General features: G+C 59.8%; 15 protein-coding genes and 1 pseudogene. 10 read left to right on the forward strand and 6 right to left on the reverse strand.

Annotated features, from left to right (window positions below; genetic code table 11):
- Positions 1–458 precede the first annotated feature (458 nt).
- The 3 genes and pseudogenes from KGA83_RS04840 to KGA83_RS04855 form a co-directional block, all read right to left on the reverse strand.
- Positions 459–749, reverse strand: a pseudogene (locus KGA83_RS04840) (LuxR C-terminal-related transcriptional regulator); the annotation flags it as partial.
- 175 nt (positions 750–924) lie between these two features.
- A complete protein-coding gene (locus KGA83_RS04850; protein ID WP_223528821.1) occupies positions 925–1,974 on the reverse strand; it encodes a hypothetical protein in 1,050 nt (349 codons plus the stop codon).
- Between the two features lie 172 nt (positions 1,975–2,146).
- Positions 2,147–3,247, reverse strand: a complete 1,101-nt coding sequence (locus tag KGA83_RS04855) for a PAS domain S-box protein (RefSeq protein ID WP_223528824.1) — start codon at positions 3,245–3,247, stop codon at positions 2,147–2,149.
- 280 nt (positions 3,248–3,527) lie between these two features.
- On the opposite strand from KGA83_RS04855, the gene KGA83_RS04860 reads away from it, so the two are divergent.
- The gene (locus tag KGA83_RS04860) at positions 3,528–3,986 is read left to right on the forward strand and encodes an REP-associated tyrosine transposase (protein WP_223528827.1); all 459 of its coding nucleotides are present in this window, start codon (positions 3,528–3,530) and stop codon (positions 3,984–3,986) included.
- A 114-nt stretch (positions 3,987–4,100) separates the two neighbouring features.
- On the opposite strand, the gene KGA83_RS04865 is transcribed toward KGA83_RS04860, so the two are convergent.
- Positions 4,101–5,381, reverse strand: coding sequence for a Zn-dependent hydrolase (locus KGA83_RS04865; RefSeq protein WP_108215923.1), 1,281 nt, complete (start codon positions 5,379–5,381; stop codon positions 4,101–4,103).
- Between the two features lie 141 nt (positions 5,382–5,522).
- Positions 5,523–7,007 (reverse strand): NCS1 family nucleobase:cation symporter-1, encoded by a 1,485-nt coding sequence (locus KGA83_RS04870; RefSeq protein ID WP_115947467.1) that lies wholly within the window; start codon positions 7,005–7,007, stop codon positions 5,523–5,525.
- A 540-nt stretch (positions 7,008–7,547) separates the two neighbouring features.
- On the opposite strand from KGA83_RS04870, the gene hydA reads away from it, so the two are divergent.
- From hydA to preA, 3 genes are all read left to right on the forward strand, one after another.
- A complete protein-coding gene (gene hydA, locus KGA83_RS04875; protein WP_223528830.1) occupies positions 7,548–8,987 on the forward strand; it encodes a dihydropyrimidinase in 1,440 nt (479 codons plus the stop codon).
- A gap of 164 nt (positions 8,988–9,151) precedes the next feature.
- A complete protein-coding gene (locus KGA83_RS04880; protein ID WP_223528832.1) occupies positions 9,152–10,519 on the forward strand; it encodes an NAD(P)-dependent oxidoreductase in 1,368 nt (455 codons plus the stop codon).
- On the forward strand, positions 10,520–11,794 hold the full coding sequence (gene preA / locus KGA83_RS04885; RefSeq protein WP_223528835.1) for an NAD-dependent dihydropyrimidine dehydrogenase subunit PreA: 1,275 nt from the start codon (positions 10,520–10,522) through the stop codon (positions 11,792–11,794). It abuts the gene before it with no gap.
- 115 nt (positions 11,795–11,909) lie between these two features.
- Here preA and KGA83_RS04890 read toward each other — a convergent pair whose 3' ends face one another.
- Positions 11,910–12,530 carry a TetR/AcrR family transcriptional regulator gene (locus KGA83_RS04890; protein WP_008017494.1) on the reverse strand — a complete coding sequence of 207 codons (621 nt, stop codon included), beginning with the start codon at positions 12,528–12,530 and terminating at the stop codon, positions 11,910–11,912.
- Positions 12,531–12,740: 210 nt separating this feature from the next.
- Here KGA83_RS04890 and KGA83_RS04895 point away from each other — a divergent pair, with 210 nt between their 5' ends.
- From KGA83_RS04895 to KGA83_RS04920, 6 genes are all read left to right on the forward strand, one after another.
- Complete coding sequence (locus tag KGA83_RS04895; protein WP_223528838.1) at positions 12,741–14,036, forward strand: OprD family porin; 1,296 nt, start codon at positions 12,741–12,743, stop codon at positions 14,034–14,036.
- Positions 14,037–14,305: 269 nt separating this feature from the next.
- Positions 14,306–15,130, forward strand: coding sequence for an NAD-dependent epimerase/dehydratase family protein (locus KGA83_RS04900; protein ID WP_223528841.1), 825 nt, complete (start codon positions 14,306–14,308; stop codon positions 15,128–15,130).
- Positions 15,131–15,182: 52 nt separating this feature from the next.
- Positions 15,183–16,070: an SMP-30/gluconolactonase/LRE family protein gene (locus tag KGA83_RS04905; RefSeq protein WP_115947463.1), complete on the forward strand. Its 888-nt coding sequence runs from the start codon at positions 15,183–15,185 to the stop codon at positions 16,068–16,070.
- 77 nt (positions 16,071–16,147) lie between these two features.
- A complete protein-coding gene (locus KGA83_RS04910) occupies positions 16,148–17,119 on the forward strand; it encodes a TRAP transporter substrate-binding protein (RefSeq protein ID WP_108215930.1) in 972 nt (323 codons plus the stop codon).
- Positions 17,120–17,197: 78 nt separating this feature from the next.
- Positions 17,198–17,725: a TRAP transporter small permease gene (locus KGA83_RS04915; protein WP_108215931.1), complete on the forward strand. Its 528-nt coding sequence runs from the start codon at positions 17,198–17,200 to the stop codon at positions 17,723–17,725.
- Positions 17,726–19,006, forward strand: a complete 1,281-nt coding sequence (locus KGA83_RS04920) for a TRAP transporter large permease (RefSeq protein ID WP_046037280.1) — start codon at positions 17,726–17,728, stop codon at positions 19,004–19,006. It begins immediately after the preceding gene.
- Positions 19,007–19,101: the final 95 nt, after the last annotated feature.

Raw genomic sequence — 19,101 nt, forward strand, 5'->3', positions numbered from 1 at the left:
TCGCAATGACCAACACGACGGCACGCACGACCGGCGGCAGCATCCGCGCATCGCGCGGTTCGCGCCTTCGGTTTCCTCAACACGGGCCGACTGAAGGCCGCTTTGGGGTTTACTGTGTGACGCAGCGAGTCGTGGTGGTGACTCGGGTCACCTCCCCGTCTTCGCCCCGTACATCGCCCAGGACATCGGTTTTATCCATGGCCTGGCAGGTGCGCTCTGGAGGAGGTGAAGTGACCGCTGGAGGAGATGCCGGACTGGCACAGCCGCCGAGAATCGCTACGCACAACGCCAGCGACAAAGATGAGATAACGCGTTTCCCAAGAGTTTTCATCGATTGACCCGCGATAAGTGATCGACACATTTTTTGTGACAACAGAACCGGCGTGCAAAATCCATACACCTGTCACAAAAATAAAAACCTGCGAATCACTTATGGCCCGGCCGGTGGAATTTGCGCCTTACCGCCGCTCCTTTGGCCGCCACTCTTTCGAGAACAGTCCCCGCTCCCGCGCCCAGATAACCGCTTCACTGCGGCTGTGCACATTGAGCTTGGAATACGGCGCCAACACATGGATACGCACTATATTCGGCGCGAGTTTCAGGCGCAGGGCGATTTCGGCTTTGTCCCGTAACTCAATGTCGACAAAGGAAAACAGCATGCAGGCTTCGTCGTTGAGCACCAGCGGCTGGCCGGTGACGATGACCTGCTTGCTGTCGCCATCGGCCAGGCGCAACTGGGCCTGCATCCTCGATCAACGGCGTCTCGTCGGGCATCTTCCAGGGCATCTACTCGGTAGATCATGGCTGCGTTGCAACATAACCAAGGTGTTTATCAAGGAATGTGTGCCGTTCGGGACCCGTTGCAATGCCCTCTACCCGGGTTGACCTATACCAGGCTTGCCTCGGCGCTGGTGAAGAACGAGACTATTTTGAATACGGCGTTGCAGCAGATTCCGCTCCATCGGCGTTTTTCGCCAGAAAAAAACGAGTATATTCATCCAAACCCGTCTGTTCATTTCCTCCACCAAAAATAAACATAGCCGGGCGAGGGCCCGACTCGGAGTGGATAAATTTAACCTGCCATGTTGCACCATGAACTGGATCGATCACCTGTTGAACCCAGGCGTCTGGAGATACTGTTGACGGCCCAAAATATAAGACCGTGGCTTCACGGGGCTTCAATTTGCCATGTTTAATTGTGACAGTATGCTGACTGTTATCGGGAACCAAGAATATATCATTGTAACGAACCTGCTTACCATCGAACAGGATGATCAACGGTTCATCTTCATCATCAGAAGTCATCCTGCAATCCGGCATATACAGCACTGAACTCATACCGTCAGCTTCAACTCCCAGTTTAAACGTGCCGTTCCCGGTTAGCCCCATGACGTCCCACTTGTAATCTGTTAGCGGCACACCAAAATCAGGTTCACTGACAAGTTGGAGATCGTCTCCTTCAACAACCCGATAGGTCAGCTTCAACGGAACAGCCGCCAATGGACTGCCGTCCTTGACTCTCAGTGAAACCGGTTTTTTTTCACCCAATCTGAAAACAAAACCTTCAGGAAAGACTTCACCGTCAATCAGGGCATCAGCCTCGTCGACCAGGTTGTTCGAAATCACCAGGCTTTGGTGCTCCCACGGTGCCAGCACTTCCCGGCTGAAAAACACCAGGGTGATACGACCGCTCTTGCCAGCGTCCGGCGTAATCTTCCAATGGAACTGGCCATTGACGGGTACCACCCAATCGCCAAAATTCGGCGATGCTACGATGTTCAAACCGCCACCCTCAACCAGCCCCAGGTTGATCGCCCCGGCAATTTCGGGTGGGGCTGCCACTGTCACTTCGTTCTCCTCCCCACGGATAAAAACAGGTCCCACACCCCATTCAACTTTTTTGCCGTTGATGAACAACGTGGCTTGTTCCCAAGGGTTTGATGCAGCGGTTGCAGCGTTTTGTTCGGTGGTCATGACGGCGCTTCCTTATTCAGCAGCAGACAAAAAACAGTCCGTTGACTATCAGGAAAAACCGACACGCCGGAAACTGTCATAACTGACAGTTCAACTAGAACAAATTGCGATAAAAGCCGCTTATGATCCGCCAATCACTCAGTTTTTTAAGTTACCGCTGCCCCTTTGGCCGCTACTTTTTCGAGAACAGTCCCCACTCCCGCGCCCAGACAATCGCCTCACTGCGGCTATGCACATTGAGTTTCAAATACACCGCCGCCACATGGTTGCGCACTGTATTCGGCGCGAGTTTCAGGCGCGCGGCGATTTCCTTGTCGGCCCGGCCTTCACATATCAGGCCCAGCACATCACGCTCACGGGCAGTCAGGTCGGTGAAGGACACGCTGGGCAACTTCGGTGAATTGACGTTCTTCACCCTGGACAGTTTTTCGATCAGCGTGCGGCTGAACCATGAGGCGTCCTTCATCGCTTCCTCGATGGCCGACACCAGTTCCAGCTCGGTGCGCCTGCGCTCGGTGATGTCCACCAGCACCAGCAGATAGCACGGGTTGTCTTGAATGTTCACCGTGTCCGCCGACACGGTGCAATCGATCAGCCCGGCGTCTTTTCTGCGCACGCGCACATCGATGCGGTCCAGGCTGCCGGATTTCTCCAGCGCGGCGAACAGCCAGATGCGCGCGTTTTTGTCATCGATGAAATCGATTTGCGCAATGCTGATCCCAAGCACTTCCTCACTGGGATAACCGAGGGTATCGAGGAACGCTTCGTTGACGTCCAGCACCCGTTGATCAGCCGCGCCACACAGCAGAATCGGCACCGGGGACAGGCGAAACGCTGTGGCAAAGCGTTGCTCGGCGCTGACCCGGTCGGTGACATCGTCCATGATCAACACCAGCAATTGCGGTTTGCCATGGCTGTCGGTCAATACCAGGCTGCGCACGCGGTGGACCCAGGTACGCTCTTCGTCCGCCGCCGAGGAAACCTCCACCAGCACATCACTGAACGTCTCGCCACGGGCCACACGGTTGATCGGATAGCTGTTGGCTGGCACCCCATGGTTGTTGTTATGGCGCAAGGCGAAGCGTTTGGCATAGGCCTCGGCGTTGGCACCCAGATCGCTGACTTGCGAGACACCGTGCATGGCCAGCGCTGCCTCGTTGGCCCACAGGATGCTCTGGTCGGGATCCAACAGAATCACCCCGTCGGACAGGCCGGCGATGATTTGCTGCAGCTGACGGCGATTGGTTTCGGTGGTCAGGACGTCCTGGCTCATGGGATCTCCACGCGTGCGGCGGCGCAGTCATGCGCCGGCCTGTGAAGAATACGACCACAGGCGTTCATGATCGTGCAGATGTGCACGTGTAGGAGCTGCCGAAGGCTGCGATCTTTTGATCTTCAGCCACTCAACTGACGTCGAAAATCAAAAGATCGCAGCCTTCGGCAGCTCCTACGGGGATTGTGTACTCCCGAAATATTCTGAAAATGCCTTCATCCATGGCGTCCACGCTAACGGCTAACGTTCATTTGCCAATACATTTCAAGGAGGGCAAGGAATGCCTGTCGCTGCAAATGGATGTCGCCTGCGCAATGCTCGATTTTCGGAACCTGGTCGTATTTATCTGCTGACCGCCGTCGCCCATCGACGAGAGCCTGTGTTCGCAGATAGGCGGATGGGCAGGCTCGTGGTTGAGCAGTTGCGTTGTGCCGATGAAGCCTCGCTGGTGACCTCCATGGCCTGGGTTTTGATGCCGGATCATCTGCATTGGTTGATGGAATTGAAGCACGGCACGTTGGCCGAGCTGATGTGCCGAATCAAATCCAGAAGCAGCCGTTCGATCAATCTCATGCGCGGCGATCAAGGTCGTCTGTGGCAGCGGGGGTATTACGACCGGGCATTACATCGTGATGAAGACATCAAGGATGCGGCCCGGTACATCGTCATGAATCCTTTGCGGGCCGGATTGGTGAAACGGGTGGGTGATTATCCTTTGTGGGATGCCATTTGGATTTGATGGGGCAAGATCAAAAGATCGCAGGCTGCGCCAGCTCCTACGGGGAACGCGCACATCCACAAGGGTTGTACTCGGTCAATGTAGGAGCTGGCGCAGCCTGCGATCTTTTGACTTTCAGGCTGCCGATTGACTGGCAATCGTCGCCGACGCCGCCAGCATCGCCCGCAACAGCACCGCACACCCGGCCGCCAGGTCATCCGGCGCGGCGTTTTCGATTTCGTTGTGGCTGATGCCGCCTTCGCACGGCACGAAGATCATTCCGGCCGGGCCGAGTTCGGCGAGGAAGATCGCATCGTGCCCTGCTCCGCTGACGATGTCCATGTGCGACAGGCCCAGGCTTTGGGCGGCGCCGCGCACCGCTTCGACGCAGCCCTTGTCGAAGTACAGCGGTGGGAAGTCGGCCGTTGGCGTGAGCTCGAAGGTCAGGCCGTGCTCATCGCAGGTGGTTTCGATCACTTCACGCACTTCGGCGATCATCGAGTCCAGACGCGCCGGTTCCAGGTGCCGGAAGTCCAGGGTCATGCGCACTTCGCCGGGGATGACGTTGCGCGAGCCGGGATAGGCTTGCAGGCAACCGACGGTGCCGCAGGCATGGGGTTGGTGGCTGAGGGCAGCGCGGTTGAGCGCTCCGACGATCACCGCGGCGCCGACCAGGGCGTCCTTGCGCAGGTGCATCGGGGTCGGGCCGGCGTGGGCTTCGACGCCGCGCAGCTTGAGGTCAAACCATTTCTGCCCGAGGGCGCCCATGACCACGCCTATGGTCTTGCGTTCGTCTTCAAGGATCGGGCCTTGCTCGATGTGGGCTTCGAAATAAGCGCCCACGGCATGGCCGGTGACCTGACGCGGACCGGCGTAGCCAATGGCATTCAACGCTTGCCCTACGGTGACACCGTCGGCATCAACCTTGGCCAGGGTTTCTTCGAGGGTGAATTTTTCCGCGAACACGCCGGAACCCATCATGCACGGCGCGAAGCGCGAGCCCTCTTCGTTGGTCCAGACCACCACTTCCAGCGGCGCTTCGGTTTCGATGTTCAAGTCATTGAGGGTGCGCAGCACTTCGACACCGGCCAATACACCGAAGCAGCCATCGAACTTGCCGCCGGTGGGCTGGGTGTCGATGTGGCTGCCGGTCATCACCGGTGGCAGGTCGGGATTGCGCCCGGCTCGACGGGCGAAGATGTTGCCGACGGCGTCAATGCTGACAGTGCAACCCGCCTCCTCGCACCATTTGACGAAGATGTCCCGGGCCTGGCGGTCGAGGTCAGTCAGGGCCAGGCGACACACGCCGCCCTTGACCGTGGCGCCGAGCCTGGCCAATTCCATGAGCGATTGCCACAGGCGGTCGCGGTTGATGTGCTGATGGCTGGACTGCAGAACGTCGACGGCCGCGTTCATGATGATCTCCTCAGGCTGTTCTTATGGATTTCTTCAGGTGTTTCGTCGGTGGACTCAAAGGCCTCATCGCGAGCAGGCTCGCTCCTACAGGGGAATGCATTCCAAATGTAGGAGCGAGCCTGCTCGCGATGGGGCCAGTGTTCACACCGCAGATTTCGCGACAGACGGGCTGGGCCGCATCACACTCAACCCGTAATAAATAACCCCACCCAGCGCCGAACCGGTGAACCAGCCATAGCTGTAGAACCAGCTGAAGGCATCGCTGCCCAGGGACAGCAGCGTCAACACCACCGGCACACCGAAGGCCAGGAAACCGCTCCAGTTCCACGCCGGATAAACGTCATCGCGGTACAGGCCGGCAAGGTCCAGTTGCTGTTTCCTGATCAGGAAATAGTCCACCACCATGATCCCGGCGATCGGCCCCAGCAGGCTCGAATAGCCAAGCAACCAGTTGGAATATACGGATTCCAGACTGACGTCCGAGACGATCAAACCGAGTTTTTTCAGCAGCTCATGGGCCATCAATGCCAGGCCGACAAACCCGGTGAGCAATACTGCCTTGGTACGGTTGATGGCCTTGGGCGCGATGTTCTGGAAGTCATTGGTCGGCGACACGATGTTGGCTGCGGTGTTGGTCGACAGCGTGGCGATGATGATCAGCGCCATCGCCAGTGCGACCCAGACCGGGCTCTGGATATGACCGATCAGGGTCACCGGATCGGACACCGTCACCCCCACCAGTTTCACCGAGGCGGCGGTCATCACCACGCCCAGGGACGCGAACAGGAACATGGTCAGCGGCAAACCGATGATCTGCCCGACGATCTGGTCCTTCTGGCTTTTTGCGTAGCGACTGAAGTCCGGAATGTTCAGTGACAACGTAGCCCAGAAGCCGACCATCGCCGTCAGCCCGGCGGCGAAGTAGCTGGCCACGCCGGCACCTTCGGGGCGCTTGGCCGGGATCGCCAGCAATTCGCTCATCGACACGTTGGGCATGGCCCAGACCAGCAGGCCTACGCCCACCAGCACCAGCAGCGGTGCCGACAGGGTTTCCAGCCATTTGATCGACTCGGCGCCGCGGATCACCACCCACAGGTTCAGCGCCCAGAACACCATGAAGCCGATGACTTCGCCGGTGCCGCCCAGGGATTTCCAGCCCTCGAACACAGAGCCGAGGAACAGGTGAATCGCCAGCCCGCCGAACATGGTCTGGATGCCGAACCAGCCACACGCCACCACGGCGCGGATCAGGCACGGAATGTTGGAACCGAGCACGCCGAAGGACGAGCGCAGCAACACCGGAAAGGGAATGCCGTACTTGGTGCCGGGAAAGGCGTTAAGCGTCAGGGGAATCAATACGATGATGTTGGCGAACAGGATCGCCAGCAGCGCTTCGCCGACGGTCAGGCCAAAGTACGCGGTCAGCACGCCACCGAGGGTGTAGGTCGGCACGCAGATCGCCATGCCCACCCACAGCGCGGTGATGTGCCATTTGTTCCAGGTGCGTTCGTGCACCCTGGTCGGTGCAATGTCGTGGTTGTAACGGGGACTGTCGAGGACATCGCTGCCGGCTTCGAGCTCGAACAAGCCGTCGCGCTCGGTCACTTGCGATCTGATCTGTTGCATGGCCGCTCCACTGTTCTTTTGATTATTGTTGCTCATCAGGGGCTGGCGGCATCAATAAACGTGCCGAGTGCCCCGATTACGCATCGGGCAGTTCCATAAACACATTGCAACCAACTGATGTTTATCGCTTTTATTCACTGATTCGACTATTTGTCAGGTCACTCAGGCCGAATGCCAGGCAAGTTGTCGAAACAGTCAGGGCTCAATCTGGTGCGTTGATCTTTTTTTCAATGGCTGCGCATCAACCATAGACCATACTCAAACAGCTGATTTCACATAGGAAATCTTGACCATTTTTAGATCCTGTCAAGTGCGTCAAAATGGTGAGCGGCCTCACCATTTTGGTGATCGTTGTATTTATTCGTTGAATATCAAATAGTTAACAACTGAATAAGCTTATAAAAAATATTCTTGCCGATTCTGATAAGTGCAGCTAGCGTTTAATCCTGACAGCGTTGACAGGATTGGTTCTGTGCGGGCTGTTTTGAATAAAACATCTAGAACCGGCATAAGCCGGTCATTGCCTGCGAGGAACTCGGAATGTCTCTGTTGATCCGTGGCGCCACCGTAATTACCCATGATGAAAGTTATCGCGCCGATGTGTATTGCGCAGACGGCGTGATCAAGGCCATCGGCGAAAAGCTCGATGTTCCTGCCGAGGCCGAAGTGCTCGACGGCAGCGGCCAATACCTGATGCCCGGCGGCATCGATCCGCACACCCACATGCAACTGCCGTTCATGGGCACCGTGGCCAGCGAAGACTTCTACAGCGGCACGGCGGCGGGACTGGCCGGCGGCACCACCTCAATCATCGACTTCGTGATTCCCAATCCACAGCAATCCTTGCTCGAAGCCTTCCATCAGTGGCGCGGCTGGGCCGAGAAGTCCGCGTCGGACTACGGCTTTCACGTCGCCATCACCTGGTGGAGCGAGCAGGTCCGCGAGGAAATGGCCGAGCTGGTCAGCCAGCACGGCGTCAACAGCTTCAAGCACTTCATGGCCTACAAGAACGCGATCATGGCCGCCGACGACACCCTGGTGGCGAGTTTCGAACGTTGCCTGGAACTGGGCGCGGTGCCGACCGTGCACGCGGAAAACGGTGAACTGGTGTATCACCTGCAACGCAAGCTGATGGCCCAAGGCATCACCGGGCCGGAAGCCCACCCACTGTCGCGGCCGTCGCAGGTTGAAGGCGAGGCCGCGAGCCGGGCGATCCGCATCGCCGAAACCCTGGGCACGCCGCTGTACCTGGTCCACGTCTCGACCAAGGAAGCGCTCGACGAAATCACCTACGCACGGGGCAAGGGCCAGCCGGTGTACGGCGAAGTGCTGGCCGGGCACCTGCTGCTGGACGACAGTGTCTACCGCGATCCGGACTGGCAGACCGCCGCCGGTTATGTGATGAGCCCGCCGTTCCGTCCTCGCGGCCATCAAGAGGCGCTTTGGCATGGCCTGCAATCAGGCAATCTGCACACCACCGCCACCGATCACTGTTGCTTCTGCGCCGAGCAGAAAGCCGCGGGCCGCGACGACTTCAGCAAAATCCCCAACGGCACCGCCGGCATCGAAGACCGCATGGCGGTGTTGTGGGATGAAGGCGTGAACAGCGGACGCTTTTCGATGCAGCAATTCGTCGCGCTGACGTCCACCAACACGGCGAAGATCTTCAACCTCTACCCACGCAAAGGCGCGATTCGTGTGGGCGCCGATGCCGACCTGGTGCTGTGGGACCCGCAGGGCACGCGGACCATTTCCGCCAAGACCCACCATCAGCAGGTGGACTTCAACATCTTCGAAGGCAAGACCGTGCGCGGCGTACCCAGCCACACCATCAGCCAGGGCCGCGTGGTCTGGGCCGACGGCGACCTGCGGGCCGAGCGCGGGGCCGGGCGGTATATCGAACGGCCGGCGTACCCGGCGGTGTTTGATTTGCTGAGCAAGCGGGCTGAGCTGCACAAGCCTGTTGCTGTGAAACGCTGAGAGCGGCCTTCGGCCTATCGCGAGCAAGCTCGCTCCCACAAGGACTTTTGAACACTGAAGATCCCCTGTGGGAGCGAGCCTGCTCGCGAAGAGGCCCGCACAGACAACACAAAAAACAATGCCCATTCAGAGGCAGCACCTCAAATAACCGTGAGGCCAAAACCGTGATCAAGACCCTGGACCACCTCCCGCATCCCATTGAGAATGCGGCCGCCCTCGCCGGCCATTTCACCGATCTGGCGCCGCCGCTCAACGAGCGTCAGGCGCACCTGGAAGCCTCGCGCTGCCTGTATTGCTACGACGCGCCCTGCGTGAATGCCTGTCCGAGCGAGATCGACATTCCCTCGTTCATCCGCAACATTGCACAGGACAACGTGCAAGGCGCCGCGCAGAAGATCCTCTCGGCCAACATCCTCGGCGGCAGTTGCGCCCGGGTGTGCCCGACGGAAATTCTTTGCCAGCAAGCCTGCGTGCGCAACAACGCTCACGAATGCGCGCCGGTCTTGATCGGCCTGTTGCAACGCTACGCCGTGGACAACGCCCACTTCAGTACGCACCCCTTCCAGCGCGCTGCCGCCACCGGCAAACGCATCGCCGTGGTGGGTGCCGGTCCGGCCGGTTTGTCCTGCGCCCACCGCAGCGCCATGCACGGGCATGACGTGGTGATCTTCGAGGCACGGGAAAAGGCTGGCGGCCTCAACGAATACGGGATCGCCAAATACAAACTGGTGGATGACTACGCGCAAAAGGAGCTTGAGTTCCTGTTGCAGATTGGCGGGATCGAAATCCGCCACGGGCAGAAACTCGGAGAGAACCTGACCCTCAGTGAACTGCATCAACAGTTCGATGCGGTGTTCCTCGGCCTCGGGCTCAACGCCAGCAAACAACTGGGCCTGGCCCACGAAGACGCGCCCGGCCTGCTCGCCGCCACCGACTACATCCGCGAACTGCGCCAGGCCGATGACCTGAGCCAACTGCCCCTGGCCGACCATTGCATCGTCCTCGGCGCGGGCAACACCGCCATCGACATGGCCGTGCAAATGGCCCGCCTCGGCGCCCACGACGTGAATCTGGTGTACCGCCGCGGCACCGAAGACATGGGCGCCACCCATCACGAACAGGAGATCGCCAAGGCCAATCAGGTGCGGCTGATGACCTGGGCACAACCCGAAGAAGTGCTGCTCGATGACCACGGCCGCGTGCGCGGCATGCGTTTCGCTCGCACCCATCTGGTGGAAGGACGCCTGCAAACCACCGGTGAAACCTTCGAACTGGCCGCCGACGCAATCTTCAAGGCCATCGGCCAGGCCTTCGACGGCAGCGCCCTCGCCGATCCGCTGGCCCGTGAACTCAAGCGCCAGGGCGAGCGTATCGAAGTCGATGAAAACCTGCGCACCAGCATCCCCGGCGTGTATGCCGGCGGCGACTGCACCAGCCTCGACCAGGACCTTACCGTGCAAGCGGTGCAACACGGCAAACGCGCCGCCGAGGCGATCAACGCTCAACTGATGCTCAATGTGGAGGCTGCGTAAATGGCCGATCTGTCGATTGTCTTCGCCGGCATCAAATCCCCCAACCCGTTCTGGCTGGCCTCCGCGCCGCCGACCGACAAAGCCTACAACGTGGTCCGCGCCTTCGAGGCCGGCTGGGGTGGCGTGGTCTGGAAAACCCTGGGGGAAGACCCGGCGGCGGTGAACGTGTCATCGCGCTACTCGGCGCACTTCGGGGCGAACCGGGAGGTACTGGGTTTTAACAACATCGAGCTGATAACCGACCGCTCTCTGGAGATCAACCTGCGGGAAATCACCCAAGTCAAAAAGGACTGGCCGGACCGTGCGCTGATCGTGTCGTTGATGGTGCCCTGCGTCGAAGAGTCCTGGAAAAACATCCTGCCGCTGGTGGAGGCCACCGGCGCCGACGGCATCGAGCTGAACTTCGGTTGCCCCCACGGCATGCCGGAACGTGGCATGGGCGCAGCGGTCGGCCAGGTGCCGGAATACGTGGAACAGGTCACCCGCTGGTGCAAGACGTATTGCTCGCTGCCGGTGATCGTCAAGCTCACGCCGAACATCACCGACATCCGCGTCGCCGCCCGCGCCGCCCACCGTGGCGGTGCCGATGCGGTGTCGTTGATCAACACCATCAACTCGATCACCAGCGTCAACCTCGAACGCATGGTTGCCAACCCCATGGTCGGCAGCCAAAGCACCCATGGCGGTTATTGTGGTTCGGCCGTCAAGCCGATTGCCTTGAACATGGTGGCTGAAATCGCCCGCGACCCGCAGACCCAGGGCCTGCCGATCAGTGGCATCGGCGGCATTGGCAACTGGCGCGATGCTGCGGAATTCATCGCGCTCGGCAGTGGCTCGGTGCAGGTATGCACGGCGGCGATGCTGCATGGTTTCCGGATTGTCGAAGACATGAAGGACGGTTTGTCACGCTGGATGGACAGTCAGGGCTACGCCAGCATTTCGGAGTTTTCCGGGCGCGCGGTGGGCAACACCACGGACTGGAAGTACCTGGACATCAACTATCAGGTGATCGCGAAAATCGATCAGGACGCGTGCATCGGTTGCGGTCGTTGCCATATCGCGTGTGAGGACACCTCGCACCAGGCCGTGGCCAGCCTCAAGCAAGCGGACGGCACGCACAAATACCAGGTGATCGATGAGGAGTGTGTGGGCTGCAACCTGTGCCAGATCACCTGCCCGGTGCAGGATTGCATCGAGATGGTGCCGGTGGAGAACAGCAAGCCGTTCCTGGACTGGAATCATGATCCGAGGAATCCGTATCACGTCGGCCCTTGAGATCACAGGCGTTTGAGCTGGCCCCATCGCGAGCAGGCTCGCTCCTACATTGGAATGCATTTCAACTGTAGGAGCGAGCCTGCTCGCGATGGGGCCAGCCGCAACAACACAAATCTCAGGGCTCCAACCCAATCCCCCGCAAAATCACACTGGTCACCGTCTGCACCGCTTTTTCAAATTGCATGTCCGACAACGGCTGGTGATCATTGAGAATATTCACCTGGTGATCGAAGTCGGCATAGTGCTGGGTCGAGGCCCAGATCATGTACAGCAGGCTCGACGGCTCCACCGGCAGGATGCGTTTGTCGTCCACCCACTGGCGGATTTTCGCTTCCTTCATCTTGGCCCAGTCATACAGGCTCGCGTCCAGCGCTGCGCCGAGGGTCGGCGCGCCATGGATGATTTCGTTGGCCCAGACTTTCGAACCGTAGGGCCGGCTGCGGGAATGGTTCATCTTGGCGCGAATGTAGCTGCTGAGCACCACACGCGGGTCATCGAACATCTCGAAGCACAGCGCGTCCTGCTTCCAGACTTCCAGCAAGTCGAACAGCACGGCACTGTACAGTTCGGTCTTGGTGCTGAAGTAGTAGTGCAGGTTGGAACGCGGCAGTTGCACCTCGGCGGCGATGTCGGCCATGGCGGTGCTGCCGAAGCCCTTTTCAGCGAAGACCTTTTCCGCCCCCAGCAGAATTTTTTCGACGTTACTGCGACGAATCTCGATCTTGTGATTGCCCATAAGGGCTCCCTGACAACAGCGTTGAACAAGACTAGCACCCGCTCTAGCTCGCGGCGACAGGGTCAAACCAAACATTTCACTCCCCCGCCTCCCGGACAGGTCATCGTATAACTTCCGATTGACAACCTCGGAAAATCCCGCAAATATCGCCGCCAATGTTGTACGACGACGTATGACAACTATAAAAACAAGAAACAAGGGAGCGTCACAGTGAGCAAGCTCGTCCGCAATTCGTCCATCCGTGGTTCACGCCCTACCCTCACCCGTTGCCACACTCTCAGCCTGATCGGCTGCAGCGGCCTGGCTCTCGTCCTGCCCATCACCTGCCAGGCCGCAGGTTTCACTGACGACGCCAAGGCCACGCTGAACCTGCGCAACGCCTACATCAATCGCAACTACACCAACCCGGCCTATCCCCAGGGCAAGGCTGAAGAGTGGACGCAAAACTTCATTCTCGACGCCCGGTCCGGGTTCACCCAGGGCACCGTGGGTTTCGGTGTCGATGTACTGGGCCTGTACTCGCAGAAGCTCGATGGCGGCAAAGGCACCGGCGGCACGCAGCTGTTGCCGATCCACGACGACGGCCGCCCCGCCGACAATTTCGGCCGGCTCGGCGTGGCGCTCAAAGGCAAGATTTCGAAAACCGAATTGAAGGTCGGCGAATGGATGCCAGTGCTGCCGATCCTGCGTTCCGACGATGGCCGCTCACTGCCGCAGACCTTCCAGGGCGCGCAAGTGACCTCCACCGAAATCAGTGGCCTGACGCTGTATGGCGGTCAATTCCAGCAAAACAGCCCGCGTAACGACGCGAGCATGGAAGACATGTTCATGAACGGCAAAGCGGCGTTTACCTCGGACCGTTTCAATTTCGGCGGCGGTGAATATGCGTTCAATGACAAGCACACGCAGGTCGGCGTCTGGTACTCGGAACTCAGTGACATCTACCAGCAGCAATACTTCAACCTGACCCACAGCCAACCCCTCGGCGACTGGACCCTGGGCGCCAACCTCGGCTACTTCATCGGCAAGGAAGACGGCAGTGCCAAGGCCGGTGACCTCGACAACAAGACCGCGTTCGCCCTGCTCTCTGCCAAGTACGGCGGCAACACCTTCTACGTCGGCCTGCAAAAACTCACCGGTGACGACGTCTGGATGCGGGTCAATGGCACCAGCGGCGGCACCCTGGCCAACGACAGCTACAACTCCAGCTATGACAACGCCCAAGAGAAATCCTGGCAGGTGCGCCACGACTACAACTTCGCCGCCTTGGGCGTTCCGGGCCTGACGCTGATGAACCGCTACATCAGCGGTGACAACGTGCACACCGGCGCCATCACCGACGGCAAGGAATGGGGCCGCGAATCGGAACTGGCCTACACGGTGCAGAGCGGCCCGCTGAAAAACCTCAACGTGAAATGGCGTAATGCGAGCATTCGCAAAAGCTTCAGCACCAACGAATTCGATGAGAACCGGGTGTTCATCAGCTATCCGATCAGCCTGCTGTAAACACAAAGCCACTGTAGGAGCGAGCCTGCTCGCGATGACGGAATGTCAGTCAACTTCGATGTTGAAAGTTAGACCGCTATCGCGAGCAGGCTCACTCCCACAAGGTGCGCGGGAGTTTTAAGAACTGCATCAGACCTCCAGGAAACGACCCTCCGTCAATTTCCACCAATGTCGCGTTGACAAGCAGCGGAAACCCTAACGATACTCCAGCACAGTCGTACGACAACCTACAACAAATCAATAACAACGACCACGCGTCCAGGATTCCCATGACGACCACCACAACCGCCCGCCCCCCTTTCAATCGCCTGCTGCTGACCGGCGCCGCCGGTGGCCTCGGGAAAGTCCTGCGCGAAAGCCTGCGCCCCTACGCCAATGTGATTCGCCTGTCGGACATCGCCGACATCGCGCCGGCCATCGATGATCGCGAAGAAGTGATGCCGTGCGACCTCGCCGACAAGCAGGCGGTGCATCAACTGGTCGAAGGCGTGGACGCGATCCTGCACTTTGGCGGCGTGTCGACCGAGCGCTCGTTCGAAGAGATCCTCGGCGCCAACATCTGCGGCGTGTTCCACATCTACGAAGCTGCGCGCCGTCACGGCGTGAAGCGGGTGATCTTCGCCAGCTCCAACCATGTGATCGGCTTCTACAAGCAGGACGAAGTGATCGACGCCCACTCCCCTCGCCGCCCGGACAGCTACTACGGGCTGTCCAAGTCCTACGGCGAAGACATGGCCACGCTCTACTTCGACCGCTATGGCATCGAGACCGTCAGTGTGCGCATCGGCTCGTCGTTCCCGGAACCGCATAACCGCCGGATGATGAGCACCTGGCTGAGCTTCGGCGACCTGACCCGACTGCTCGAACGCGCCTTGTACACGCCGAATGTCGGCCACACCGTGGTCTACGGCATGTCCGACAACAAGGACATCTGGTGGGACAACCGCTACGCCACGGCCCTGGGTTTTGTCCCGCAGGACAGTTCCGAAGTGTTCCGCGAAAAAATCGAAACCCAGCCGATGCCAGCCGCCGACGACCCGGCGCGGCTCTATCAGGGCGGCGCCTTCTGCGCAGCCGGCCCGTTCGGTGACTGAGCCCTCGCGCCCCGCTTGATCCCCACAACAAGAACCAAGGGAATGAGTTGCCATGCAAGCCGAATTGATTGTCGACGCCCGCAACGCCGTCGGTGAAAGCCCGGTCTGGGTGCCTGAGGAAAACGCGCTGTACTGGGTCGATATTCCCGCCGGCGGTTTACAGCGCTGGAGTGCCGATTCCGGCCTGGTGGATGCCTGGAAAACCCCGGAGATGCTCGCTTGCATTGCACGTCATCGCGATGGCGGCTGGGTCGCCGGCATGCAGAGCGGGTTCTTCCGCCTGCATCCGCACAACGACGGCAGCCTCGACAGTGAACAGTTGGCCCATGTCGACCATGCCCGCACCGACATGCGCTTGAACGACGGCCGTTGCGATCGTCAGGGACGCTTCTGGGCCGGCAGCATGGTGCTGGATATGGGCGCCAACGCCGCCGAGGGTACCTTGTATCGCTACAGCGCCGGACAACGCGGGCCACTCGAAGCGCAACTGAGCGGTTTTATCGTGCCCAATGGCCTGGGTTTCAGCCCGGACGGCAAGACCATGTACCTGTCGGACTCACACCCCAGCGTGCAACTGATCTGGGCCTTCGACTACGACATCGAAACCGGTACGCCGTCGAACCGCCGTGTGTTCGTGGACATGAATCAGTACGCCGGTCGCCCCGACGGCGCGGCAGTCGACGCCGATGGCTGCTACTGGATCTGTGCCAACGACGCAGGCTTGATCCACCGCTTCACCCCCGACGGCCGACTCGACCGCTCCCTCGCCATACCGGTGAAAAAACCCACCATGTGCGCCTTCGGTGGCCCTCGACTGGACACGCTGTTCGTGACCTCGATCCGCCCCGGCGACGACCATGACCCGCAATCACTGGCCGGTGGCGTGTTCGCCCTTGACCCCGGCGTCAAAGGTCTACCCGAACCCTGTTTCAACGACTGAGCAACCTCGACAGAAAAGCGCTCCTGCTGCATCGCTGTGCCTTGAATATAAAAACAACAAAACTGGAGACACCCCCCATGGACTTCAAACGCACCTTGCTCGCCGCTGCACTTCCATTAGCCTTCTCCCTTAGCAGTGCCGCCCAGGCACTGGAAATCAAATTCGCCGACATCCACCCCGCCGGTTACCCGACCGTGGTGGCTGAAGAGCAACTGGGCAAAACCCTGGTGGCCGACAGCAACGGCGCGCTGACCTTCAAGATGTTCGCCGGCGGTGTGCTCGGCTCGGAAAAAGAAGTGGTCGAACAGGCCCAGGTCGGTGCCGTACAGATGGCCCGGGTCAGCCTCGGCATCGTCGGTCCGGTGGTACCGGATGTGAACGTGTTCAACATGCCATTCGTGTTCCGCGACCAGGCGCACATGCGCAAAGTCATCGACGGGGCGGTCGGCGACGAAATCCTCGACAAGATCACCCATTCCGAATTCAACCTGGTCGCCCTGGCCTGGATGGACGGCGGCACGCGCAACCTCTACACCAAGAAACCGGTACGCAGCATCGAAGACCTCAAGGGCATGAAGATCCGCGTGCAAGGCAACCCGATGTTCATCGAAACCATCAACGCCATGGGCGGTAACGGCATTGCGATGGACACTGGCGAAATCTTCAGTGCCCTGCAGACCGGCGTGATCGACGGCGCGGAAAACAACCCGCCGACCCTGCTCGAACACAACCACTACCAGAACGCCAAGTACTACAGCCTGACCGGTCACCTGATCCTGCCCGAGCCGATCGTGATGTCGAAAATCACCTGGAACAAACTCACCCCGGAGCAGCAAGCCCTGGTGAAGAAAACCGCCAAGGCGGCCCAGGCCCAGGAACGCACCCTGTGGGATGCGAAATCGGCCAGCAGTGAAGAAAAACTCAAGGCTGCCGGCGTCGAGTTCATCACCGTCGACAAGAAACCTTTCTACGAGGCAACCGCCTCGATCCGCGAGAAATACGGCGCGCCCTACGCCGACCTGATCAAGCGTATCGAAGCCGTTCAGTAACCCTCCCTGCATTCAAGAAAGGCCCGGCGCCACTGACGTTGCTGTACATCAGTGCGCGCCCGGTTACGGTGGAACCCGATGAAGAATCTGCTGCTAGGCATCAATGACAAGCTCTACATGACCTGTATCTGGGTCGCCGGGCTCTCCGTTCTGGCCATTGCGTTAATCATTCCCTGGGGCGTGTTCGCCCGCTACGTCCTCGGCACCGGCTCAAGCTGGCCGGAGCCCACCGCCATTCTGCTGATGATGGTGTTCACCTTCATCGGCGCAGCCGCCAGCTACCGCTCCGGCTCGCACATGGCGGTGGCGATGCTCACCGACCGCATGCCGCTACATCTGCGCAAGGCCGCGGCCATTGTCGCGCAACTGCTGATGGCGACCATCTGCCTGTTCATGGCCATCTGGGGCAGCAAGCTGTGCCTGTCGACCTGGAACCAGTTCATGAGCGCCCTGCCGACCTTGCGCGTAGGTATCACCTACATGCCGATTCCGATTGGCGGCGCGCTGACACTGGTGTTTGTCCTGGAAAAACTCTTGCTCGGTGACCAGAGCAACCGTCGGGTCGTGCGTTTCGACCTCGTTGAAGAAAACGAAGGGGCTGCCTGAATGGACGCTTTTATTCTGTTGGGCAGTTTTATCGCGTTGATCCTGATCGGCATGCCGGTCGCCTACGCCCTGGGGTTTGCCGCACTGATCGGTGCCTGGTGGATCGACATCCCGTTCCAGGCGCTGATGATTCAGGTGGCCGGGGGCGTGAACAAGTTCTCGCTGCTGGCGATTCCGTTCTTCGTCCTGGCCGGCGCGATAATGGCCGAGGGTGGCATGTCCCGGCGCCTGGTGGCGTTCGCCGGGGTGCTGGTGGGCTTCGTGCGTGGCGGCTTGTCGCTGGTCAACATCATGGCCTCGACCTTCTTTGGCGCGATCTCCGGTTCCTCGGTGGCGGACACCGCCTCGGTCGGTTCGGTGCTGATTCCGGAAATGGAACGCCGTGGTTATCCCCGGGAATTCGCCACGGCGGTGACCGTCAGCGGCTCGGTACAAGCGCTGCTGACACCGCCCAGCCACAACTCGGTGCTCTACTCCCTGGCCGCCGGCGGCACGGTGTCGATCGCCTCGCTGTTCATGGCCGGCGTAGTGCCGGGCCTGTTGATGAGCGCGTGCCTGATGGTGCTGTGCCTGATCTTCGCGAAAAAGCGTGACTACCCGAAAGGCGAAGTCATCCCGATGCGCGAAGCGCTGAAGATCTGCGGCGAAGCGCTGTGGGGCCTGATGGCCATGGTGATCATCCTCGGCGGCATTCTGTCCGGCATTTTCACCGCGACCGAGTCGGCGGCGATTGCCGTGCTGTGGTCGTTCTTCGTGACCATGTTCATCTACCGCGACTACAAGTGGAGCGAGCTGCCGAAACTGATGCACCGCACGGTGCGCACGATCTCGATCGTGATGATCCTGATCGGCTTCGCCGCCAGCTTCGGCTACATCATGACCCTGATGCAGATCCCGGCGAAGATCACCACGCTGTTCCTGACCCTGTCCGACAACCGCTACGTGATCCTGATGTGCATCAACGTCATGCTGCTGTTGCTCGGTACGGTCATGGACATGGCGCCGCTGATCCTGATCCTCACGCCGATCCTGATGCCGGTGATCCTCGGCATAGGCGTGGACCCGGTGCAGTTCGGCATGATCATGCTGGTGAACCTGGGCATCGGCCTGATCACGCCACCGGTGGGTGCGGTACTCTTTGTGGGGTCGGCCGTAGGTAAAGTCAGCATTGAATCCACCGTGAAAGCCCTGCTGCCGTTCTATGGCGTGTTGTTCCTGGTGCTGCTGGCCGTGACCTACATTCCTGCACTGTCGCTGTGGTTGCCGCATCTGGTGTTGTAAGCCTTTAAAAAAGATCGCAGCCTTCGGCAGCTCCTACGCCGGGTACGGGATCCTGTAGGAGCTGCCGCAGGCTGCGATCTTTTCCACCATTGAGC

This window comes from Pseudomonas sp. GL-R-19, from assembly GCF_019956375.1.
Lineage (GTDB): Bacteria > Pseudomonadota > Gammaproteobacteria > Pseudomonadales > Pseudomonadaceae > Aquipseudomonas.